The sequence below is a fragment of the Kocuria atrinae C3-8 genome, assembly GCF_000286355.1.
In the GTDB taxonomy this organism is placed as follows: domain Bacteria; phylum Actinomycetota; class Actinomycetes; order Actinomycetales; family Micrococcaceae; genus Kocuria; species Kocuria atrinae_A.
Genome location: NZ_AJXN01000087.1, coordinates 1 through 22,387, shown reverse-complemented (window position 1 = coordinate 22,387; position 22,387 = coordinate 1). Strand labels below are relative to the sequence as shown.

General features: G+C 63.9%; 18 protein-coding genes, 1 tRNA gene and 5 pseudogenes. 11 read left to right on the top strand and 13 right to left on the bottom strand.

Annotated features, from left to right (window positions below):
• From betT to YO9_RS17880, 6 genes and pseudogenes are all read right to left on the bottom strand, one after another.
• Window positions 1-1,436 (bottom strand): annotated as a pseudogene (betT, locus tag YO9_RS0109775) (choline BCCT transporter BetT); the annotation flags it as partial.
• Window positions 1,433-1,576 (bottom strand): hypothetical protein, encoded by a 144-nt coding sequence (locus YO9_RS21560; RefSeq protein WP_016997309.1) that lies wholly within the window; start codon window positions 1,574-1,576, stop codon window positions 1,433-1,435. The pseudogene betT and the gene YO9_RS21560, both read right to left, overlap by 4 nt.
• A 296-nt stretch (window positions 1,577-1,872) precedes the next feature.
• Window positions 1,873-2,334: a hypothetical protein gene (locus YO9_RS17895; RefSeq protein WP_223286376.1), complete on the bottom strand. Its 462-nt coding sequence runs from the start codon at window positions 2,332-2,334 to the stop codon at window positions 1,873-1,875.
• Window positions 2,328-2,747, bottom strand: a complete 420-nt coding sequence (locus tag YO9_RS17890; RefSeq protein ID WP_016997307.1) for a hypothetical protein — start codon at window positions 2,745-2,747, stop codon at window positions 2,328-2,330. Before YO9_RS17890 ends, YO9_RS17895 begins: the two co-directional genes overlap by 7 nt.
• On the bottom strand, window positions 2,735-2,887 hold the full coding sequence (locus YO9_RS17885; protein WP_016997306.1) for a hypothetical protein: 153 nt from the start codon (window positions 2,885-2,887) through the stop codon (window positions 2,735-2,737). The genes YO9_RS17890 and YO9_RS17885 overlap by 13 nt, the downstream gene beginning before the upstream one ends.
• A gap of 54 nt (window positions 2,888-2,941) precedes the next feature.
• Window positions 2,942-4,273: a hypothetical protein gene (locus tag YO9_RS17880; protein WP_223286375.1), complete on the bottom strand. Its 1,332-nt coding sequence runs from the start codon at window positions 4,271-4,273 to the stop codon at window positions 2,942-2,944.
• 1,135 nt (window positions 4,274-5,408) lie between these two features.
• Between YO9_RS17880 and YO9_RS17875 the strand changes: the two genes are divergently transcribed.
• From YO9_RS17875 to purU, 7 genes and pseudogenes are all read left to right on the top strand, one after another.
• Window positions 5,409-5,690, top strand: a complete 282-nt coding sequence (locus YO9_RS17875; RefSeq protein ID WP_016997302.1) for a hypothetical protein — start codon at window positions 5,409-5,411, stop codon at window positions 5,688-5,690.
• Between the two features lie 44 nt (window positions 5,691-5,734).
• Window positions 5,735-7,536, top strand: a pseudogene (locus YO9_RS0109760) (DEAD/DEAH box helicase); the annotation flags it as partial.
• Window positions 7,537-7,590: 54 nt separating this feature from the next.
• Window positions 7,591-8,145, top strand: coding sequence for a DEAD/DEAH box helicase (locus YO9_RS21555; RefSeq protein WP_223286377.1), 555 nt, complete (start codon window positions 7,591-7,593; stop codon window positions 8,143-8,145).
• A gap of 432 nt (window positions 8,146-8,577) precedes the next feature.
• Window positions 8,578-8,847, top strand: coding sequence for a hypothetical protein (locus tag YO9_RS0109755; RefSeq protein WP_016997301.1), 270 nt, complete (start codon window positions 8,578-8,580; stop codon window positions 8,845-8,847).
• A 96-nt stretch (window positions 8,848-8,943) separates the two neighbouring features.
• Window positions 8,944-10,032, top strand: a complete 1,089-nt coding sequence (locus tag YO9_RS0109750) for a benzoate/H(+) symporter BenE family transporter (RefSeq protein ID WP_016997299.1) — start codon at window positions 8,944-8,946, stop codon at window positions 10,030-10,032.
• 252 nt (window positions 10,033-10,284) lie between these two features.
• Window positions 10,285-11,453: pseudogene (locus YO9_RS0109745) on the top strand (VIT1/CCC1 transporter family protein).
• 739 nt (window positions 11,454-12,192) lie between these two features.
• The gene (purU, locus tag YO9_RS0109740) at window positions 12,193-13,065 is read left to right on the top strand and encodes a formyltetrahydrofolate deformylase (protein WP_016997296.1); all 873 of its coding nucleotides are present in this window, start codon (window positions 12,193-12,195) and stop codon (window positions 13,063-13,065) included.
• A gap of 100 nt (window positions 13,066-13,165) precedes the next feature.
• Here the strand turns inward: purU and sucD are convergent.
• Both sucD and sucC read right to left on the bottom strand, forming a co-directional pair.
• Window positions 13,166-14,082: pseudogene (gene sucD, locus YO9_RS0109735) on the bottom strand (succinate--CoA ligase subunit alpha).
• A 32-nt stretch (window positions 14,083-14,114) separates the two neighbouring features.
• On the bottom strand, window positions 14,115-15,284 hold the full coding sequence (gene sucC / locus YO9_RS0109730) for an ADP-forming succinate--CoA ligase subunit beta (protein ID WP_016997294.1): 1,170 nt from the start codon (window positions 15,282-15,284) through the stop codon (window positions 14,115-14,117).
• A 228-nt stretch (window positions 15,285-15,512) separates the two neighbouring features.
• Between sucC and YO9_RS0109725 the strand changes: the two genes are divergently transcribed.
• On the top strand, window positions 15,513-16,331 hold the full coding sequence (locus YO9_RS0109725) for a hypothetical protein (RefSeq protein ID WP_396350741.1): 819 nt from the start codon (window positions 15,513-15,515) through the stop codon (window positions 16,329-16,331).
• On the opposite strand, the pseudogene pcrA reads toward YO9_RS0109725, so the two are convergent.
• Window positions 16,304-18,756 (bottom strand): annotated as a pseudogene (gene pcrA, locus YO9_RS0109720) (DNA helicase PcrA). The gene YO9_RS0109725 and the pseudogene pcrA sit on opposite strands and share 28 nt — an antisense overlap.
• A 52-nt stretch (window positions 18,757-18,808) precedes the next feature.
• Complete coding sequence (locus YO9_RS0109715) at window positions 18,809-19,540, bottom strand: NHL repeat-containing protein (RefSeq protein ID WP_223286373.1); 732 nt, start codon at window positions 19,538-19,540, stop codon at window positions 18,809-18,811.
• 164 nt (window positions 19,541-19,704) lie between these two features.
• On the opposite strand from YO9_RS0109715, the gene YO9_RS0109710 reads away from it, so the two are divergent.
• A complete protein-coding gene (locus YO9_RS0109710; RefSeq protein ID WP_223286372.1) occupies window positions 19,705-19,887 on the top strand; it encodes a hypothetical protein in 183 nt (60 codons plus the stop codon).
• On the top strand, window positions 19,884-20,399 hold the full coding sequence (locus YO9_RS0109705) for a hypothetical protein (protein ID WP_223286371.1): 516 nt from the start codon (window positions 19,884-19,886) through the stop codon (window positions 20,397-20,399). The genes YO9_RS0109710 and YO9_RS0109705 overlap by 4 nt, the downstream gene beginning before the upstream one ends.
• A 45-nt stretch (window positions 20,400-20,444) precedes the next feature.
• Here YO9_RS0109705 and YO9_RS0109700 read toward each other — a convergent pair.
• Window positions 20,445-20,517 (bottom strand) — tRNA-Arg (locus YO9_RS0109700).
• A gap of 63 nt (window positions 20,518-20,580) precedes the next feature.
• Here YO9_RS0109700 and YO9_RS0109695 point away from each other — a divergent pair.
• Entirely contained in the window at window positions 20,581-21,471 is an 891-nt protein-coding gene (locus tag YO9_RS0109695) for a DUF4031 domain-containing protein (protein WP_016997285.1), read from the top strand.
• On the opposite strand, the gene YO9_RS0109690 is transcribed toward YO9_RS0109695, so the two are convergent.
• Complete coding sequence (locus YO9_RS0109690) at window positions 21,442-21,642, bottom strand: hypothetical protein (protein WP_016997282.1); 201 nt, start codon at window positions 21,640-21,642, stop codon at window positions 21,442-21,444. The two genes, YO9_RS0109695 and YO9_RS0109690, sit on opposite strands and share 30 nt — an antisense overlap.
• 280 nt (window positions 21,643-21,922) lie before the next feature.
• A partial coding sequence (locus YO9_RS0109685) for an NlpC/P60 family protein (protein WP_016997281.1) occupies window positions 21,923-22,387 on the bottom strand: 465 nt, incomplete at its 5' end.

Sequence of the window (22,387 nt, the reverse complement as noted above, 5' to 3'; positions counted from 1 at the left end):
GTGGACGTAGCGCTGCGCGGTGCGGCGCCCGGGTAGTTGCCCAGCCTGGTGAGGCGCGAGCGCCAGTGCGTCTCGCGACCGGTGCGACCCGCCACGGCGGATCGGCTGGCTGCCACGGACGACGCCGATCGGCTGGCTTCCACGCGCAACGCTCGCCAGAGTCCGATCATGATCAGATACATCACCACGGAGAACGGTAGCCCCATGATCAGGGTCGCGTTCTGGAGCGTGGTCACACCGCCCACTAGGAGCATGGCCAGGGTGAGCACACCGGTGCCGACCGCCCAGAACACGCGCAGCCACTTGGGGCCGTCCTGGTTGGGATCGTCGATCTTGGAGGTGAAGTTACTCATCACCAGGCGCCGGAGTCGGCGGAGGTCACGTAGAAGAGCAGGCCGGTGAAAGTCGCGATGGACGCCGCGATGGTGGCGCCCGGGTACTCGGCGAGCAGGGAGTAGAAGGCCCGCTCGGGCGTGCTCATGGCCACCTCACCGAATACGGCGTCCCCGCCGACCACCAGGTCCAGCGCGGAGTTACCGAAGATCGAGATCCACAGCAGAATGAACGCGAACGGAACCGTCATGGTGCCGACCACGAACTGACGCAGGGTGCGGCCGCGGGAGATGCGCGCCAGGAACAATCCGACGAACGGCGCCCACGCGATCCACCAGGCCCAGAAGAACAGGGTCCAACCGCTCATCCATTCCTGGGGTGCTTCGAACGCGAAGGTGTTCAGGGTCATGTCCGGGAAGCGTGCCAGGAAGTCGCCGATGTTCATGACAATGGCGTCCAGCAGGAACGCCGTACGGCCCGCGATCAACACGTAGAGCATGAGTCCGATGGCCAGGATGATGTTCAGCTCGGACAACCGGCGAATGCCCTTGTCCACGCCGGACACGCACGAGGCGACCGCCATGAGCACGCCCAAGGCGATCAGGCTGCTTGCACCGCAAGGTTCTCGGGGACACCGAACAAGTACTGCAGGCCGAAGTTCAGCTGCACCACACCGATACCCAGTGACGTGGCCACGCCGAAAATCGTGCCCAGCAGCGCGGCGGTGTCCACGGCGTCCCCGGCGAGACCGTGGATGCGTTTGCCGATCAGCGGGTAGAGGGCCGAGCGGATGCTCAGCGGCATACCGAATCGGTAGGCGAAGTATCCGAAAGCCATGCCCATCAGCGCGTACATGGCCCAACCGGTGATGCCGTAGTGGAACAGGGTCCACACCACGGCCTGCCGAGCGGCCTCCAGGTTTTCACCGTCCCCCACCGGTGGGCGTAGTACTGGCTGACCGGTTCGGACACGGAGAAGAACATCAGGTCCACGCCAATACCCGCCGCGAACAGCATGGCGGTCCACGTGAACATGTTGAACTGCGGTTTTGCGTGGTCCGGGCCCATCTTGATGTTGCCCTGTTTACTCGCGGCTACGATCACCACGAACACGATGACCAGCGTGGCGGTGAGGATGTAGAACCAGCCAGGTGGGAGGCGACCCAGGCCACGACACCGCCGATCACGGTGTCCGCCTGTTCGGGGGCGATGATGGCCCACGCGGACAGCGCGATGATGAGCACGCCTGACGCGATCAGGACACGCCAGTTGACGGGAATCCTGTCTCTCGGGTGCGGCGGGCACCCGGTGGAGTATCGGTCCGCTCGGTCGCGGAGGAGCCGGAGTTTGCTGAGGACATGGTCGAGGAATCACTCATGGTTTTGTTCGCAAGTGTGGGCCGGACGTGGAACGACCCGGGTTCGAGGCGTCTGGTTACTACTTAGTATCAGGTGACAGCTGTTTCCACTGTAGGCGAACCCCACAGAAAGTGCCGCCCTGCTGAGCAGAGCGGCACTTTCACGGGATGGTTGAGACGCGATTACGCGAGCAGCTTGGCGACCAACGCACTCGCGAACTCGTCGGAGATGTCCCCGTAGTTCAGGGAGAAATCCTCGTCCACCTTGGTGGGCAGCAGCCCCGAGCACAGCACCGCGGCACGAGCGTAGAGCCCGGGAAGTTCGGCACCGATCGGCACCGACAACAGCTGCAACTCGGAGTCGTAACTGACCAGTGGTGTACCGCAGTCCCGAGCGGCCAGGTGCTTACCCAGGGCGGAGGACACCGGACGGGCGTGGCCCGATGCGACGTCGGCCTCGGTGCGGTAGGCGTACCGGGTGCGATGGTGGTGGTTGATGCGGAACAAGCCGGCCTGGTTGCGGTTCTCCGTGGCCTCCCACGTGGCGTCCTCGGGCACGAAGTGCTCGGCCACGCCGTTGTACTGCATTTCGATCAGCGGAAGCGATTCCACCACGGAGGACAAGGGCGGCAGTGTGTCTAGCATGATGGGCCCGGCCTCGTAGACCACGTCGCACATGCCTCCGGGAGCTCGTCCCGCAGCGCGTCCAGGTCCACGTCCTGCAGCAGAGTAGTTGCGTGGTCCTCAGGCGAAAGCACCACGACGTCCGCGCCGAGTGCCTCGGCGGCCGCCGTCACGGTTTCTTCCTGCTCGGCACGCCATCCGCCCGTGAGCAGCACGGAGCCGTCCACCAACTGGGTCAGCGCCGGAGAGCAGACCTGCCAGCGGCGGACGGTCCAGTTGCCGTCGCGAATGACCTCCAGGAACCCCAGGGCCAGCAAGTGGCCCACGAACCATTCCTCGAAGCGCTCCGAGTCCTCGGACTGGCGCGCAATGATCGACAGGCTGCCGCGCTTGCCACCGCCCAGGAACGTCAGCGCGTCCTTCAGGGCGCCCACGAATGCGGGTAATCGCTGTAGTCGGGCCCGATGAACTGCAAGGACTCCACGGTTCCGGTCTGCCCCACCGCGGAGAGCTTGGTGAGCCGCCCGGGATACCGCTTGGTGAGACCGCAGTGCCGGCAACGGCCGAAGATCACGGCGCTTGGCCTTGGGGTCCATGGGCGGCAGGATCACCTTGTGCTTGCCGGTGATCAGGCAGGATGCGCCCTCGGGTGCGGGTAGTTCATTGCTGCGCTCCGGGTACATGAGACCCTCGGCCGAGTGCCACCCCGCGACCTCGGGGACCTCGACGTCCAGTGACTCAGGCGCCATCTCCACCGAGTCCATGTTGTCGAAGGAACCCTGCACGTACTCGTCCGGCAGCTCGTCCAGCGTGGTGGACGTGACGGGCCACAGAGGTTCCTGCGCACGTGCACCATTTCACCCTCGTAGCCCAGCGAGCGCTGGGTGATGTAGAAGGAACTGTCGCGCACACGGAACTCCAGGCGCTGCTTCACGGTGCGCCCGGCCTTGAGCACCAGCGTGTAGTCGTTGGGCTTGAGGGTCTTGTTGTCCCGCATCAGATCCGAACCCTCCAGGCTCACCTGGAACGGTGGCACCCGGGGCGCGGAGAGCTTGGTGGACATCAGCTTGAACGAGTGCGGGTTCCGCCATTCGCATTCCAGCGACAGTGGGTCGTCCGCATCAGAGGTCACGGTGATCTGCGGCGGGCGCAGTGCCGAGAACCGGTCCACGTCACCGGGGATCCGCAGGCCACCGGACAGGGTCACGGCCGGAACCAAGCGCGGCACGAGCCCGGAGAAGTTGTCGTTGACGGTGAGCATCGGATCGCCGGCGCGCAGCACCTGAACGTCGTCGAACAGTACCCAGTCCTCGGGCAGACCGTTCTCGCCCGGACCGACCACGCGGTAGTCCGGCGAGGCGGAATCATCGAGGATGGCGCGGATCTGGTCCACCCACTCGGGTTTGTTCTGCACCATGATGCGGGAGGGCCACGCGGCAGGAATGTGGTCCACCGAGATGAACGTGTCCGAGTAGGCGTCCTTCGCGAAAACCACGACCGGCCGCGGGTTGCGGGTGATCGCGGTGTCTCCGTTGGTCAGTTTGAGCTCACCGGACAGCAGCGTTTCGCTGGACATGCGCGAGTTGTACGCGGAGATCCCCAGGTACGCGTCGCCGATGTAGGACAGGTACATGGTGCGCGGGCCGGCCTCGGTGGCCAACTCCACTTCACGCCCGGAAATCATGCGCTTGGGCACCACGAAACCGAGTTCGAAAATCGGATTGCCCACGTAGTCCGTGCCGTCGGTCATCGACAGGCTCACGCTGCGCGGACCCAGGTGACGCGAAGCCCGCCGCTCCGTGGCACTCGCGATCGTGGCGTCGTCGTCGCGGGAGGATTCCCACGCTCCCAACTGGGCGAGCGCGACCTGCAGGCCGGCGTCGCGGGTGAGCGGATTGGACCAGATGCGGCGCATGCCCTTGGACACGTCCGTATCCGCGATGTCGAGCCAGAAGTCCACGTAGATGCCAGCTCCTGGGCACTCATGCCCTGGGCCGTGGTGAGTTCGAGGTCCTCGAACATCCGGTGCAGCTGACGCAGTTCGGCCTCGCCGAACATCGTCTGGGAGAGCGCCAGACCCACGGGGCGGTGGTTCACGGCGTACGCGGACGGCAGCCCGACCTGGCCGTCGAACAGTTCCAGCCAGTAGCGCAGGGCATCCCAGTACATCTCGGAGTCCTTGCGCACCGCCGTTTCCAGGGCCTTGGCGTTGTCCTGGCCGGCCTGCAGCAGCACGGCCAACGGAAGGTAGAACGCGGACACGGACTTGTTGCCCGTGCGCGCGGCGAGCGCGGACATGTGCCGTCCGGCCAGCGAGAACAGAGCCAGCAACGTCACCACGGGCGGCGGACCGATCCTGTTGAGGTCGTTGAGCTGACGCCTGGAGGCGCGGTACCAGGCTTCCGTCAGCTTGTTGAACGCGTCGAACATGGAGCGGCGGGAACCGTCAGTCACCAACAGTGGTGTGACGGAATCGGCCATGGCGCGCAACGCGGAAGGCCCGTCAAGCCCGAATTCTGCGCCGATCTTCTCGAGGGTTTTGTCGTCCAGGTCCAGGTGGACCAGTTCGCCAGTTGCCTGTGTACCAAAGAAAGCCCTGGCCACAGCGTCGTTCCAGCGTAGATACTCAACTTCTTGGGGTCCCGATGCGATGGCGTGGTCTCCCGTGTGGAGCCCGGCGGCGTCTGCCACAAATCCTCCGTCTGCGCCCTGCGGCGCTGTGAAAATAAATCAGGTTCGTCTTGATTATAGGTTTCCGACGCCGCCGCGAGACTCCGTGCGACAGTCGCCCTCACCACACGTGGACTTTGCGTGTCCCCGGAGGGCGGTACGGTAATTGGCATGGATGGTGACGTACATTTCGCGAGCGCTCGGCCCACTGGGCTCACAACCGACTGGCGTAGCGAACTGTCCCGCATTGTCCCGGGATCCGGTCATGACCGGGTGGTCACGGATCCGGAGAACGGACCGTCGGTCGCGTTGGAACTGAACCTGTCCCGTGTCCAACATCGCGGCCCCCGGGCGTGGCAACAGGACCAGAATGCCGTGCCGGTCACGCTGACCGCTCGGCCGGTGCTCCGGGGTCAACGCTCCGGGTGATCCACACCGGGATCGATTGGGGCAACCTGGCCAGTCACACCAGGTCCGGGCGGCTCAGTGAAGACCAGCTGGACTGGTTCGAGGAGCTGCGAGCGCTGTCCGAATCCCACCGGGGTTCCTACGCCGTGGACCGCCACCAGCTGCACATGGAGCGCTACACGTCTCCCCTGTTGTGGCCCATCCTGAGCCGGGCCGAATCACTCAACATTCCCCTGGTCTCCCTGGCACTGGCCAACCCGTTCAGGTGGGTCCGGCCGGGCGTTTCGAGGTCAGCGTGACCTCGGACGAGAACGGTGCCCTCAAGCTGTACCCGCACCTGGTGATGGGTGAGAACGAAATCCCCCTCCATTGGACCCGCATCATCGGGCAACCGGGACACGGCCTGTTCTTCCCGGAGGCGCAGCCCCGCGAACTTGAGCTCGCCGATGACCTCAACCAGTTCCCGCTGCACCTGGTACCGCTGGCCACGCGACTGAATCAGCAGCAGCGGTCCTTCCTGGATCGCGCCGAGGAGTTGACCATCCCCCGTGATGGAGTGGATGAGTTCTTCGAACGCTACTTCCCGCGTCTGCACCAGAGCATGGACATCACCGCCACGGACGGTTCCCTGGAGTTACCTCAGGTGGCAGACCCGGAAATGGTGTTGACCGTCCACCACGACGACCTCACCGAACGCGTGGAGTGGGAGTGGGAGTACCAGAAGGGCCGCGAACGTATCCGGTTGCCCTTCCGCCCACTGAATCCGCTCGCGGACGAGCCCGTGAACCGGGAATCGCGGTGGGAGTCCTCCGTGGTGCAGGCCGTGCACCGCAGGATTCCGGAGCTGGACTTCAAACGCAGCTCCTACGCCGCCACGGATGCCCTCCGGTTCATCCGGGTCTGGCTCCCCCTCCTCCGCAAGGTTCCGGACCTGCGCATCGAGGAGAGCGGTGGCATCCCGGCGTATCAAGAGGTCACCCGGGCCCCCGAAATCACCGTGTCCACCGCACCCACCGAACACCGGGACTGGTTCGGGTTGGGCGTCACCATCAAGGTAGGTGAGCACTACGTTCCGTTCTCGGACATCTTCCAGGCCCTGGACGTGGGCCAGGACGTCATGCTCATGCCGGACGGCTCCTACTTCCCCCTGGACCGGCCAGAGTTCGTTCGTCTGAAACAGCTGATCTCCGAGGCGCGCTCGCTCCAGGAGGACAAGAACGCCCCGTTGTCCCTCAACCGGTATCAGGCCGGATTGTGGGAGCAGTTCGAGGACATCGCCACCGACACCCACCAGGCCGAGCAGTGGCGCAACGGTGTACGCGCGCTGGCCAACCTGCAGGAAATTCCCGCTCCCACCGAGCCCGAATCGCTTCAGGCCAATCTTCGCCCGTACCAGTACGAGGGCTACCGCTGGCTGAGTTTCCTGTGGGACCACTCGCTGGGTGGCATCCTGGCGGATGACATGGGCCTGGGTAAGACCGTCCAGACGATCGCCGCGATCCTCCGGGCGCGCGAGTTGGAGCCGGACCTTCCCCCGTTCCTCGTAGTGCACCCACGTCCGTGGTGGCCAACTGGACGGCCGAGCTGAAGCGCTTCGCGCCGTCGTTGACCATCGAAACCATGAATTCCACGCGGCAACATCTGCCCGCCACCGCCAGTGGCGCGCACGTGGTGCTCACGTCCTACACGCTGCTCCGGTTGGAAGCGGACCTCTACCAGTCCCTCCCGTGGGCCGGGGTGATCATGGACGAGGCGCAGTTCGTCAAGAACCCCCGCACCAAGGCCTACCGTGCGGTGAAGGACCTTTCCGCCCGGTTCAAGCTGGCCATCACCGGTACACCCATGGAGAACAATCTGTCCGAGCTGTGGTCGTTGTTCTCCCTCACGGCGCCGGGGCTGTTCCCGTCCAAGAAGAAGTTCACGGAGCACTACCAGACACCCATTGAGCGCGCTCAGGATCCAGAGGTCCTGACACGACTGCGCTCGCGGATTCGCCCGTTCATGCTGCGTCGCACCAAGGACGACGTTGATCTGCAGCTGCCGCCCAAGCTGGAGCACACCCAACAGGTGGGTCTGAATCAGGAGCACCGCACCGCTTACGACCGCAGGCTGCAACGCGAGCGAGCCAAGATCCTGGGCCTGCTGCAGAACTTCGACCGCAACCGCTTCACGATCTTCCAATCATTGACCACTCTGCGGATGCTGGCCTTGGACCCGGCACTCGTGGACCCGGAGTCCACGGCGTCGTCCTCGAAGCTGGATGCGCTGTTCGAACAGCTCCCCCAGATCGTGGCCGAAGGTCACCGCCCATTGGTGTTCAGCCAGTTCACGAGCTTCCTGAAGCTGGTGGCCGCGCGGTTGGACGAGGCGAAGATCCCGTACAGCTATTTGGATGGTTCCACCCGGGACCGCGCCGGTGCACTCGATAAGTTCCGCAGCGGCAAGGCCCCCGTCTTCCTGGTGAGCCTCAAGGCCGGTGGTTTCGGCATCAACCTTACCGAGGCCGACTACTGCTACCTCCTGGACCCGTGGTGGAACCCCGCCACGGAGAATCAGGCTGTGGACCGCACCCACCGCATCGGGCAGTCCAAGAAGGTCATGGTGTACCGCATGGTCGCGGAGAACACCATTGAAGAAAAGGTCATGGAGCTCAAACAGCGCAAGGCGGATTTGTTCTCCGCGGTGCTCGATGACGATCGCGCGTTCTCCTCCGCCATCACCGCCAACGACATTCGCTCACTTCTGTCCCCCTGACCGGTCGGGCGGCCCCGGAGTCATAATCGCGCGGGGTATCGACCGAGTCCGTACGGATAGTTACCGTAAACATCAGCGGCACACCTTGCTGCGAACAGTCCGCAAAGACCGTTCCCTCTGATCAGCCGCCGTTTTATTGCGTTACGGAGTGAAATTCATGTCCCCCACCGTCAACCCGGAGACACCAGTCCCCGGGGGCCGTCACAGACTCGAGCGGGCCGGTATCGGGGTGGTCGATGTCACGGAGTCGTGCCAGTCGGTCGCCGAGTGGGAGAAGCTCGAGGCACTGTTCGCCGGAGCCATCGAAGAACTCCTGTGGAACGATTTCCTGGTCCTCGAATACGACGGCGCTCCCACGGATTCCGACACCCCCGCAGCCTGGGTACGTACCGGCCGGGCGGGGCCGAATGCGCCGTCAGCTCGGCCCACCAATTGCCACCCGAAGCATGGCCGCACCGCACCGAGTTCTTCGAGAACGCTCAGTGGAACCACCCTCTGGCCACCGACCAGCCGTGGACCTCCGGACCGCACGAACCGGCGGAAGCAGCCCACCGGGTCCTGGCCGCCCTGCGTCACGGCCGCGCCTGTGACGACCCCTATGCATTCCACTGGGGCACGGGCAGCTTCCCCGTCCCCGAAGGTCGCACCGGCACGCTGACCGTGATCGACCCGGATCAGTGCCCCACCGACACTGATATGTAATTCAGATAAAGTCACGCAGCATTCATATTTCCCTCACTGTGATTTACCCCATATGGTGAGCTGAGCCCAGCACACCACCTCACCAGCGGGAGAACCGTGAGCACCTCAACCCGACCGTCACAGAACGCCCCGAAGTATTCCCTCGGGAAGGACTGGTCCCTGTCCGCAACCCTCGCGGGATTCGTGGCCGTGGTCGTCTCCTACGCGGGTCCGCTCCTCGTGGTGTTGGAGGCCGCTCGAGCGGCGGGACTGAGCACCGAGCAGACCGCGTCATGGGTGTGGGCCATTTCCGTGGGATCCGGAATCGTGTGCGTCCTGTGCAGCTGGTGGTTCCGACAGCCTGTCATGGTCGCGTGGTCGATCCCCGGTGCTGCCCTCCTGATCACTTCCCTGGGCAACTTCTCGTTCTCGGATGCCATCGGCGCCTACATCGTCACCGCCGTATTGGGCCTAATTCTGGGCGTCACCGGGTGGTTCGGCAAGATTCTGGACGCCATCCCCAAGCCCATCACGGCCGCCGTACTCGCCGGCGTACTCCTGCCTTTCTCCATTCAGGTTGCACCGTCCGTCGTCGAGAACCCCGCCCCCGCAGGCGCACTGGTGATCGGCTACCTGCTGGGCAAGCGCTTCATCCCCCGCTACGCCGTGTTCGTCGCCATGGGCCTGGGCGTCCTGGTGGCCTGGCTGACAGGTGCCATCAACGCCGTCTCCCCCGATTTCGGGTTGACGGTGCCGGAGTTCACCATGCCCACGTTCTCGTGGGCTGCGATCGCCGGAATTTCCATCCCCTTGCTCATCGTGACCGCGGCCGGTCAGAACGCCCCCGGCCTGGCCATGATGAAGACCGCGGATTTCCCGCCCAATGACCGTGCACTCCTGGGTGCGAGCGGCATCGCCTCCATCCTGTTCGCTCCGTTCGGATCGCACGCTCTGAACCTCGCTGCGGTCACCGCGGGCATTGCCACGAGCCCCGAGGCCCACCCCGAACACCGACGCCGCTACGTCGCCGGTATCGCCTGCGGCGCCTTCTACATCTTGTTCGGCGCCTTTGCCTCAACGATCGTCACCCTGTTTTCTGCGATTCCGCCCGGACTTATTTCCGCCCTGGCCGGCGTGGCGCTGCTCGGTGCGCTTCAGGGCTCCATGTTCGACTCCATGCACCAGGCAACCACCAGCCCGCGGTGATCGAGGCCGCCTGATTACGTTGGTCGTCACGGTGTCCGGCATCCAGCCGTTCGGTATCGTGTCCGCCTTCTGGGGCATCCTGGTGGGCGTGGCCGCCTTCGCGATCCTGCGGCGTCGTCCGCGCTGATCAAGCAGCCCATTTGACCCGAGTGAGGCCCACGAGCGAACCGCGACCCGGTCTTCGGTCGCGGTTCGCTCGCTTTTCGGATTCCCGAAACCCCAGATTCGGGCAGCGGCGTAAGATCTGGCTCCATGGGATTTTCAGAATCACCCCATTCCGATCACACGCCCACCACTGAACCCACCTCCGCACAGATCCGCCGTTGGCGCCGTTACCTGGCCGATGAATTGGCGGAAGCGGCGATCTACCAGCACCTTGCGGACCGCGCACCCGGCCAGCAGGGTGAGATTCTGCACCAGGTCGCCGTGGCGGAAGACCGTCACGCTGAACACTGGCGCAGGCTCTTGGGCTCACATGCAGGAAAGCCCGCCCGACCGTCCCTGCGCTCCAGGGCCCTCATGTTCCTCGCCAAGCACTTCGGCACAGTGTTCGTCCTGGCCTTGTTGCAGCGAGCGGAATCCCGCTCCCCCTACCGCGAGGACCCGGACGCGTCGGAAGCAATGGCAGCGGATGAGGCCGTCCACGAGGAGATCATCCGCGCACTGGCCACCGATGGCCGCACCCGACTGTCCGGCAACTTCCGCGCAGCCGTGTTCGGAGCGAACGACGGCTTGGTCTCCAACCTGGCGCTCATCATGGGTATCGGTGCCACAGGTGTGTCCAGCTCCATCGTCATGGTCTCGGGCATCGCGGGTCTGCTGGCCGGCGCATTGTCCATGGGTGCCGGAGAGTTCGTGTCCGTCCGCTCCCAGCGTGAACTACTCGATGCTTCGCGTCCTACTCAGGTCACCCTGGAGGTCGCCCCAGAGCTCGATCTCAACGCCAACGAGCTGACATTGATCTACCGGGCCCGTGGAATGTCCGAGGAGGCAGCGGAGCATCGCGCCGCGGAACGCCTGGGCCACTTCGATTGCGACTGCGACCCGTCCCTGTCATTCCAGGACGCCAAGGCACGAGCCGCTCTCAATCGTGACCAGACCGGCAAGGACGAATCCTCAAGCGCCTCGGATGACAACCAGGCACTCGGAACCGACCTGGCGCCGCAGCTTCCAGCTTCTGCTTCTTTGCCTCCGGCGCCATTATCCCCATCCTCCCGTACTTCTTTGGACTCGGCGGGGGCACGGCACTGCTCGTGGGCATGTTCCTCGTGGGTCTCGCACTGTTGTTCACCGGTGGCTGCGTGGGCCTGCTCTCCGGCGCATCTCCGCTCAAGCGAGGGCTGCGACAGCTGGCCATCGGCTATGGTGCCGCGATAGCAACCTACCTCTTGGGCATGGCTTTTAATACCACTGTTGCATAATGAGGTTTGGTCGAAAATGGGCCTCCGGCGGTCGTTTACGAAACGGACGGTTCCGAACTGACAAGTTGCATTAAACGTCCCAACATGACTTGTCCCCACTTCGGCCCACAAATTACGCTCATGTAATATGCATATTCATGCTCTGGTCTGCGGCAACTCCCCCGGTTCCGCGCCATGACTGACATTGAGCCTAGCCCGCGAACGGTTACGACTTGGTAACAAGTTCATTCCAAACTATTCACCGGTGGGGTGGTGCGTACGCGCTGACTCCACAGATGGATCGGCAGGTTACTGGGGACCGCATATTTCCGATATTCTTTGACCTGTGGTTCTCGAAACCACCACAACGGGAGACTTCGCACGGGATAAATCACCACACTTGCACTGGGGGGTGCTTTGTGGCTGATGCCCTGCGTTGATAGCCGCTCAGCCCACGGCTTCATCCCGTTGAGGCGTTTACGCCTGCCGGTGGCTGCTGGTTCTCTAACAGAGGCGCACCTCTCCCCGCGCCGGACGGCTCCTACCGTCCGCTCCGGTGGCCACCGGTTGTAAACACCCCCCGTTCTCCGCACCGCATCGTCACAATTGCCATCGCGCGGTGCCACCCGTGTGGCTGTCACACGCGAGATATCCCTCTCATACGCGGCCCGCGCATCGCCCGGGGACTCACTACACGGATAGGATCGTCTACGGCCCTCACACGTGCCGTTGTCGCTGTTGTCCTAGGAGATCCCCACTGATGTTCGCGCCGCTGTCCACACCCGATGAGCACATTCTCACCGTCCACTGCCCCGAGGCCTACGGTCTGGTCAGTGCGGTGGCTTCGAACCTCACGAATCAGGGATGCGACATCTTTGACGTCAAGCATTTCTCAGACCGCCACAACAGCGAGTTCTTCATCCGGTGCCACACCATGAGTGACCCGGGAACGGTCACCACGGAATCTCTCATCGAGGGGTTCCAGCCGGTCGCCGATCAACACCGCATGCGTTTCCGCCTGGTCAACGCCCGAAAGAAGACCCGCGTCCTGATCATGGTTTCCAAGGTCTCGCACTGCCTCACGGACTTGTTGCACCGTCAGCGGGTCAACTCACTGCCCATCGAGATCGTGGCGGTCGTCTCCAACCACACCGACCTTCAACCCCTCGTGGACTTCTACGGCATCCCGTTCCACCACGTCCCGGTCACCAAGGACACCAAACCGCAGGCGGAGGCCGAGCTACTGGAGCTCGTGGATCACTACGACACCGAGCTGGTCGTCCTGGCCCGGTACATGCAGATCCTCTCGGACGATCTGACTCGCGCGCTGTCCGGCAAATGCATCAACATCCACCACTCGTTCCTGCCCTCGTTCAAGGGCGCCAAGCCCTACCACCAGGCCTACGACCGCGGTGTGAAGATGGTGGGTGCCACAGCGCACTACGTCACCTCTGATTTGGACGAGGGTCCCATCATCGCCCAGCGTGTGATCCCCGTGGACCACGCGCACACCCCCAGCGACCTGGTGGCCGTCGGTTCCGACGCTGAGACCCAGGCGCTGTCCCGCGCCGTCAAATGGCACGCGGAAGGTCGCGTGGTGATCTCAGGCAACCGCACCATCGTGCTCGCCTGACGATCCACTCCCAAGCCCTTAACGCGCCGACGCCGCTCCCCCACCAAGGTGGGCGAGCGGCGTCGTAGTCTGCGGACCGGATCAACCGGCCGCGCGCGGCTTACTTGCCTTCGAAGATCTCGCGCATGAGCTGGGCGGTCTCGGAGGGAGTCTTGCCCACCTTCACGCCGGCAGCCTCGAGAGCTTCCTTCTTGGCCTGAGCGGTTCCGGATGAGCCGGAGACAATGGCACCTGCGTGGCCCATGGTCTTGCCCTCGGGAGCCGTGAAGCCCGCGACGTAGCCGACGACCGGCTTGGTCACGTTGGCCTTGATGAAGTCAGCGGCGCGCTCCTCAGCGTCGCCACCGATCTCACCGATCATCACGATGGCCTCGGTCTCCGGGTCAGCCTCGAAGGCTTCCAGGCGTCGATGTGCGTGGTGCCGATGACCGGGTCGCCGCCGATACCGATGGCGGTGGTGAAGCCCAGGTCACGCAGCTCGTACATCATCTGGTAGGTCAGGGTGCCGGACTTGGAGACCAGGCCCAGCTTGCCCTTACCGGTGATGTTGGCCGGGGTGATGCCCAGCAGGGACTCCTCGGGGGAGATGATGCCGGGGCAGTTGGGGCCGATGATGCGGGACTTGGGCTTGCCGTCCGCGCCGGTGTTCGCCTTGGCGTGCGCCCAGAACTCTGCGGAGTCCTGAACGGGGATGCCCTCGGTGATCACCACGATGAGCGGGACCTCGGCGTCAATGGCCTCGATCACGGCGTCCTTGCAGAAGGCCGGCGGCACGAACACGATGGACGCGTTCGCACCGGTCTCGGACACTGCTTCTGACACGGAACCGAAGACGGGCAGTTCTACGTCCTGGCCGTCCTTGTCCTTGTGCTGCACCGTGGTGCCGGCCTTGCGGGCGTTCACACCGCCGAGCACCTGGGTGCCGGCTGCGAGCATACGGGCGGTGTGCTTGGTGCCTTCGCCGCCGGTGATGCCCTGAACGATGACCTTGGAGTCTTTGTTCAAAAAGATCGACATGTCTTCTTCCTGATAGATCTACGCGTGGGCGATTACTTGGCGGAGTGGGCCAGCTCGGCGGCCTTGTCGGCGCCGGAGTCCATGGTTTCCGCGGAGGTGACCAACGGGTGGTTGGCGTCTGCGAGGATCTGACGACCCTCCTCCACGTTGTTGCCGTCCAAACGAACCACGATGGGCTTGGTTGCGGAGTCACCCAGGATTTCCAGGGCCTTCACGATGCCGTTGGCCACTGCGTCACACGCGGTGATGCCACCGAACACGTTCACGAACACGGACTTGACCTGGGGGTCATTGAGGATGACGTCCAGACCGGCGGCCATGACCTCTGCGGAGGCGCCACCGCCGATGTCCAGGAAGTTGGCGGGCTTCACGTTGCCGTGCTTCTCGCCGGCGTAGGCCACGACGTCCAGGGTGGACATCACGAGACCGGCACCGTTGCCGATGATGCCTACTTCGCCGTCGAGCTTGACGTAGTTGAGGTCGTTCTCCTTGGCCTTCTCCTCGAGGGGGTCGGCGGAGGACTTGTCAGCCAGGGCTGCGTGATCCTCGTGGCGGAACTCGGCGTTGTCGTCCAGGGAGACCTTGCCGTCCAGGGCCAGGATGTCACCGTTGCCGGTCTTGACCAGCGGGTTGACCTCCACCAGGGTGGTGTCTTCCTTGGTGTAGACCTCGCCCAGCTTCACGAGAACGGGGATGACCTTCTCCGCGGTCTCGGCATCGAACTTGGCCTGCTCCACGATCTCGCGGGCCTTGGCCTCGGTGATGCCCTCTGCCGGGTTCACGTCCACCTTGGCCAGGGCTTCCGGGCGCTCCACGGCGAGCTGCTCGATCTCCATGCCGCCTTCGACAGAGCACATGGCCAGGTAGGAACGGTTGGCGCGGTCCAACAGCACGGAGAAGTAGTACTCCTCGGCGATGTCCGCACCCTCAGCGATCATGACGCGGTGAACGGTGTGGCCCTTGATGTCCATGCCGAGGATGTCCTTGGCGTACTGGTAGGCCTCATCGGCAGTCTTGGCGACCTTCACACCGCCGGCCTTGCCACGACCGCCGACCTTCACCTGTGCCTTGACGACGGTCACGCCGCCGATCTTCTCTGCTGCTGCCTTGGCTTCTTCGGGGGTGGTGGCGACAATGCCGGCCAGCACGGGAACACCGTGCTTTTCGAACAGGTCGCGTGCCTGGTACTCAAACAGGTCCACGGATAAGTGTCCTTTGCGTCGAGGTGTTGTGTCGGTCCGCCCAAGCTCTGAGCTTCAACAGAACGACCTGATAGATCGGGGTAGGCCGCAAATTTCGCACGGCAATACTGCCCTCACTGCGATTTTAGTCCATGGAGGGGATAACTCGCGTCACACTCCAGTAGATGCCAAGCTCTTCACCCGCCGCAATTCGTCGATTGCCCCGCGTTTGCTGATTGACTGGTGGCCATGCGTAGCGTGGAACGTGCCGATGTGTGGGATGCCCGGCCAGCCGACCGGGGGTTCATGACCGCTCTGGCCACCATGTCCTTCGTTGGTCTGGGCCTTGAGTTGGTGGTCGATGGTTCCGTACTCACGGTCACCGGCGACATTGCCACGTATTACCCCCTGGCGCTGCAGATCCTTTTCTGGGTCGGATTGGGCCTGGCCTGGCTCGCCCTGGCGCGTCTGCTGGTCGGCTGGTCCCGCCGCCGCGGTCTGGACCCGGTCCCCTCAGAGTTCGCCACTCCCCTGAGCCATCGAACGTGGTCCAAGACGTTCGTGTGTTTCATTGCCGCCGTCCTTGCCGCGATCGTGCTGCCCGTGTTCTTCGCGGATTCGTGGAGCATCGCACCGGTCCGCATCTACTTCGAGCTCTACGGTATGTACGGCCCCATTGCGTGGCTGCCCATGGTCGCTTGGCTGATCTACCAAGTGGGTCGGGCGTGCCTGATCGCGAGTTTCCTGGCCTACTCCCACCGCGCCCTGCGATTGCGGTTCACGTTTCCGGCAACTCGCTACGTCCCCTGGGGCGGCATAGTGGCCGGGCTGGTGCTCGGAGCCATCATGTTCCTGGCCGCGGGAAGTGCCGTGGCCCTTGCCACAGTCATCAGCACGCTACTGCTGGGCATCATCACGTGCTCACGGGAGAATCGCTGCGCACCACCGCGGTGTTCACCGCACTGGTGTTCTTGTTCCTTTAGTGCTCGTCCTTGGGACCGGTCGCCCGGGTTTCTGCCACACACATTGTCCCGCGCGGTTCAGGACACCTTGCTGATGGGCGCGTAGCGCAGCAACAGCCGCTTCTCCTCCGCGCCGAAACGCACCTTGGCCACCGTCTTGTCACCGCTTCCTTCGAGCGAGATCACCGAGCCCTGCCGAAGGCCGTGTGCTCCACGGCGTCCCCCACGGACAGCGCGGGGATTTCCTTGCGCGGTTGCACGCGCCCCGCCGACGCCGCTCCAAGCCTCGAGAAGGACGCTCCCGATCCGGCTCCGGCCGCCCAGGACGAACCACGCATGGTGTCCCGACGATCTCCGCCGGCGTGGATGGGTGACCCCCAGCCCATGCCGGAGGATGCTGAACCTTCCCGCTTCCAGTCCAGCAGGTCTCCCGGAATTTCTTCCAGGAACGGGCTGGGCGGGTTGAACTGCGATTGGCCCCACATGGAGCGGGATTCGGCGCGCGTAAGATACAGGCGCTGCCTGGCACGGGTAATGCCCACGTAGGCCAAACGCCGCTCTTCCTCCATGCTGGAGGGGTCCAGGAAGCTGCGCTGGTGCGGGAAGATACCGTGCTCCATGCCGGTCAGGAACACGACCGGGAATTCCAGCCCCTTGGCGGTGTGCAGGGTCATGAGAGTCACCACGCCCTGCGAGCGAGCCTCTTCGACTTCCTTGGCGATCTGCTGCGCGCTGACCGTGCCGTCCGTGGGTTCGGGCTGTTGCGGGATCTGATCCGCGTCCGCCACGAGCGCCACGTGCTCCAGGAACTCCCCCAGCCCTGATTCCGGATTGTCCTTCTCGAATTCGCGAACCACGGCAACGAGCTCGGCCAGGTTCTCCACGCGGGATTCGTCCTGAGGGTCGTTGGACGAGCGCAGAGCCTCCAGATAACCCGACTGTTCAAGCACTGCCTCGAGCACGGTGGTGACCGACGACGTCCGGGAAAGCTCTTCCAGATCGTCCATCAATTGCACGAACTTCTCCACTGCATTGGCGGATCGCTTGGCCAGCCCGGGGGCTTCGTCCAACCGATGCATGGCCTGGCTGAAGCTGATGTTCTCCCGATCCGCCAGGGCCGCGATAGCTCCCTGCGCGCGGTCGCCAATACCCCGCTTGGGCTCGTTGATCACGCGCCGCACGTTGATGTCGTCCGCGGGGTTCGCGATGGCGCGCAAATAGGAGATGACGTCCTTGATTTCCTTGCGCTCGTAGAAGCGCGTACCGCCCACCACTTTGTAGGGCAGTCCGACCCGCATGAGGATTTCTTCCAGGGAGCGTGACTGCGCATTGGTGCGGTAGAAGACCGCAACGTCTCCGGGGCGCACACCGTGTTCGTCCTGCAGCCGGTCGATCTCTTCGGAGATGAACCGGGCTTCTTCGTGCTCGTTCTCCGCGGCGTACCCGATGATGGGTGCGCCGCTACCCTCGGCCGTCCAGAGTTTCTTGTCCCGGCGGCCCGAGTTCTGCGAGATCACGGAATTGGCCGCGGACAGGATGTTCTGGGTGGAACGGTAGTTCTGTTCCAGCAGGATGGTCCGGGCGGACGGAAAGTCCCGTTCGAAGTCCGTGATGTTGCGGATGTCCGCACCACGGAACGCGTAAATGGACTGATCGGAGTCACCCACGACCGTGAGTTCGGCAGGGGGCAAGCCGGTCTCGTCCTGGTAGTTCTCGGAAGTGCCGCCCACCAGTTCACGCACCAGGGCGTACTGGGCGTGGTTGGTGTCCTGGTACTCGTCCACCAGGATGTGCTTGAAGCGGCGGCGGTAGTAGTCAAGAACCTGGGGGAAGGCGCGGAACATGTGCACCGTTTCCCCGATCAGGTCGTCGAAGTCCAGGGCGTTGGCCGCCCGTAGCCGCTGTATGTACCCCCGGTACACCTCGGCCACGGCCATTTCGAACGGGTCGGTGGAGTTGGCTCGGGACAGGAACGTCTCGTCGTCCACGAGCTCGTTCTTGAGCGCGGAAATCTTGTGCTGAATGGCCTTGGGGGCGAACCGCTTGGGATCCAGTTCGTGCTGCTTGGCGACCTGCGTGATCAAACGTAAGGAATCGGCGGCGTCGTAGATCGAGAAATTGGAGGTGAGACCCAGGATCTTGGCCTCGCGGCGCAGGATGCGCACGCACAGCGAGTGGAACGTGGAGATCCACATGGACCGGGCGGAGTCCCCCACGAGGTCTTCGATGCGTTCGCGCATCTCCGCGGCAGCCTTGTTGGTGAACGTGATGGCGAGGATCTCACCGCGGTTGGCGCGCCCGGAGGCCAAGAGATAGGCAATCCGATGCGTGAGCACCCGGGTCTTCCCGGAACCCGCACCCGCCACGATCAACAGCGGTGACCCGGAATGCTCCACCGCGGCACTCTGCGGTTCGTTGAGCCCGTCCACCAATTGCTCGGTGGAGGCACCCTGGTGCGCGGGAGTTGCGGGCGCGGAGGATGAACGCACCGAAGCGGCAGAGAGCAAGGGGTTGTCTGCGAGGTAATCCATGGTCTGCCCAGTGTATCCAGGCCGTCAGACACCCATTACCTGCGGGCTGGGCTCACACGTACTTGGGTTCGAGCATGTGCCGCCCGTTGGCGTCATCGACCCACAATTGCGAGTCGGCCACGGTCACTCGAATCGGAGCCTCGAGTTTGAAATCCTCGTCATCGAACTCGTTGGGGTCCTGGTCCGGCCCACCGTAGGTCGTGAAAACTTCCATTTCATTGACGTCCAGGTGCCGGATGGCGTGGTTGCCGGTGTCTGCCACCACGATGGAACCGTCGTAGAGAACTTGCAGATCTTCGGGATGGTTCAATTGCGCCTCGTCCGCGGGGCCGTCCTTATACCCCGCGCCGTGCCGTCCGATCACGGTGACCACGTGGGGTCCGCCGTCGGGGCGGTCGGTGTCGATTTCCATGTAGCGCAACGAGGACGAGTCCTTGTCCACGAACCACAATCGCCCGTCACCCGACTCGGTGATGGACACGGTCGAGGCGAACTTGGCCTGCGCGATGCGACCGTCCCTGCGGCCCTTCTCTCCGGTTCCCGCGTACTCCTGGAGAGTGTCGGTATAGGCATCCCACCGGAACAGTTGGTGCCGTGAAGGAACGGCCACAATCACGGCGGAAAGCTTGTGGGACCACACAATGTCCATGATCTCCGCGCCGTCCAGGCACGAGCAGTCGATACGCCGCCGTACGGTGGTGTGATCGGTCTCGTACAACGTGAGTGCAGACCCTTGATCGACACGCATGAGGAACCCGTCTGGCAGGCCAATGGAAAGTTCCACAACCGTCACCATCCTTCCGCGGTGCCCGCGGGGCACCTAGTGTCACCGGTGAATTTCCGGTGTGTACCCGTAGTCACAAAGACTACTCCCACGCGACCCACCTGTCCCCGAACTCTCCGCAACACCCGTGGACAGTGGAACCGGGGATAATGGCTGTCATGGGCATGACCAATTCGCAAAAGGCCAAGAAGTACGGCAAGTCGGCGGGCACGACAAAACGCACGGGCGCCACCTCAGCCGCAGCTCCGCGTCGCGGTCAGCACGTTCACGAGATGCCCAACGGTGCGCTCAAGGCAGAGCCGGCCAAGCGTCGTCCGCGTCGATCGTGGTGGGCGCAGCACTCGTGATCGGCCTCGCGATCTGGGCGTACTACCACGCCGTTGTTCTGCCGGGTTTCAGTGAGCGAGCCGCGGGCGGCATGAGCGTTCCGGAGCTCCAGTTCGGCGGCTTCGATCAGTCGTACATCGCGCAGTTCTCGCAAGCCATCGGCGACACCGGGCTGGGCGACTACACCGGGGTCCACGCGACCACCGGCCTGTTCGCGCCCTTGTTGTTCGCGCTGGGAATGCTTTTGTTCTTCGGATTGAACACCGCCAAGCGGGCCGTGAAATGGCTCTTCTGGTTGGTTGCTCTCGCTTACGCGCTGGTTTTCGTGCTCGGCAACCGGGCTCTCGAAGCGGCCGTGGCCTCCCCCGACGACGCCGCTCTGGTTTCCTCGGCCTCGGGCCTCGTGATCGCGCGCTGGGCCTTGCTCGCTGCAGTGATCGTGGTGGCCTTGATCGTGAACATCATGGTGGTGCGTCGCAAGCTCAACGACTTCGCTCAGGGCAAGCTCCCCGGTCAACATCCCCGCGACTGAGTCAGACATGGAAAAGTCCCACCGGCAACGGTGGGACTTTTTTCGTGCCCTCGATTGGATTCGAACCAACGACACCGGCTTTAGGAGAGCCGTGCTCTATCCCCTGAGCTACGAGGGCAACGAGAACTTAGTTTATGCCGCGTGACCGCCCGCCGCGAGTTGGAACCCCCACAATGGAGCCATGACCTTGTTTATCGACCCTCCCCGGTGGCCGGCACACGGAACCGTCTTTTCGCACCTGGTTTCGGACACCTCGGTCGCGGAGCTCCACGCGTTCGCCGCAGCGCTGGGAATCTCACCACGAGCCTTCGATCTGGACCACTACGACGTCCCGGCGCACCGCCATGCAGACGCCGTAGGAGCCGGGGCCGTTCCCGTGGACGGCAAAGAACTGGTCAAGATCCTCGTGGCCAGCGGCATGCGAGTGCCCGCACGACGCCGCCCCAAGCGGTTGGCATCCGCACTGCACCAGCGCTGGCACAACACGTTCCCGGGCATGCCCTGGCTCAGTGAAGAACTCGTGGAACGCTGGAGCGAGCCGCATCGCAGCTACCACGACCTCAGTCATCTGCTGCGCGTGCTCGAGTCCATCGAAATTCTCACGGAACCGCGCGAGCACCCGGAGTTGATGGCCGCGGCCTGGTTCCACGATGCCGTGTACCAGGGACAGGCCGGCACTGACGAACAGCAGTCGGCAGATCTCGCGAGAAACCGACTCGGCATGGCCGGTTGGGATCGGGACCGATGTCTACGGGTGGCCGACTTGATTCTGGTGACCGTGGACCACAGGCCGGACCAGGATGACCAAGAGGCTCAGGTACTCGTTGATGCCGATCTGTCCGTCCTGGGCGCGGACACCGCCACGTACGCCGAGTACGCACGCGACATTCGTGACGAATACCGTCACGTGCCGGACACGGAGTTCGCACCGGCACGCGCCCGGATTCTGACCCGTCTTCTCGACAAACCGGCCCTGTTCCACACCGAACCAGGCCTAGAACTCTGGGAAGAACGAGCGCGGAACAATGTCCGCGACGAGATTTCAGCGCTTGAGGCGACCGCTCGGATCTGATGCCGATGCCGCGGACGCCTTGGAGCGGCGTCGGCGATAGAGCAGCGTGGCCACAACAAGGCCGATCACAATCCCCACGCCGCCGAACACGGACAACCACATGGCGGCGTGGCCCACGAAGGCGGCCACGATGAATCCCACGATGATGCCGGGGATCGCACCGGCGACCATACCGATGGCAAGGTACGTGAATTCCTGGTCCAGGGCGTGCGCGCGGCACGTGAGTAATCGGTGGGCATGGTCCTCAGTTTAGATCGATCCGCTGAATGGCGAGTGGGCGGAGTGATTCACACAACGCGTGTACAACGCAAAAACACACGAACCCCGTGGTCGGCGGGGTTCGTGTGTTCTTGCTGTTTTCTCATCGGGGCCGGGTACACAACCGGTCCCGACTCGAGGCGTGGCTTCCGTCAAGGACGGTTGCCTACCGCGGATAAGTGAGTGTCTAGACTCAGCCCACGCGGATGTACTGCGGGCCGGAGCCCAGGTTTGCGGTGGTCTTCACGGTCTGGTTACCGTTCCAACCGCCGTGGATGGCCTGGCCGTTACCGGCGTAGATGGCAACGTGGGGCACACCGGCGCCAGCGTTGTCGTAGTAGGCGATGTCGCCGGCCTGAGCCTCAGCGGCAGAAACCTGGGTGCCGAGGGACTTGTAGCTAGCGGGCCAGCCGTGGTGGTTGATGCCAACGGCCTTCAAGGAGTTGGTCACCAGCATGGTGCAGTCCTGGGTGACACCGATCTGACCCTCAGCAGCGCTCAGGATGGCCTGGCCCTTGCCGCTGGCAGAAGTGTTGGAGGACTGCGGAGCCACGGTAGCGGGCTTCTCAGCCGGAGCGGCCGGAGCAGCAGCGGGCTTGGGAGCCTCAGCGGCCGGAGCCGGAGCGGCGGGAGCCTGGTAGCAACGCCGGCTTCCTGA

Excerpts from the sequence above, each read along its gene's own strand:
- purU (WP_016997296.1), top strand. The coding sequence starts at position 12,193 with ATGTTCGCGCCGCTGTCCACACCCGATGAGCACATTCTCACCGTCCAC.
- YO9_RS0109695 (WP_016997285.1), top strand. The coding sequence starts at position 20,581 with ATGACCTTGTTTATCGACCCTCCCCGGTGGCCGGCACACGGAACCGTC.
- YO9_RS0109725 (WP_396350741.1), top strand. The coding sequence starts at position 15,513 with ATGCGTAGCGTGGAACGTGCCGATGTGTGGGATGCCCGGCCAGCCGAC.
- YO9_RS0109710 (WP_223286372.1), top strand. The coding sequence starts at position 19,705 with ATGACCAATTCGCAAAAGGCCAAGAAGTACGGCAAGTCGGCGGGCACG.
- YO9_RS21555 (WP_223286377.1), top strand. The coding sequence starts at position 7,591 with ATGCTGGCCTTGGACCCGGCACTCGTGGACCCGGAGTCCACGGCGTCG.
- YO9_RS17895 (WP_223286376.1), bottom strand. The coding sequence starts at position 2,334 with ATGCTAGACACACTGCCGCCCTTGTCCTCCGTGGTGGAATCGCTTCCG.
- YO9_RS0109690 (WP_016997282.1), bottom strand. The coding sequence starts at position 21,642 with ATGGTCGCCGGTGCGATCCCCGGCATCATCGTGGGATTCATCGTGGCC.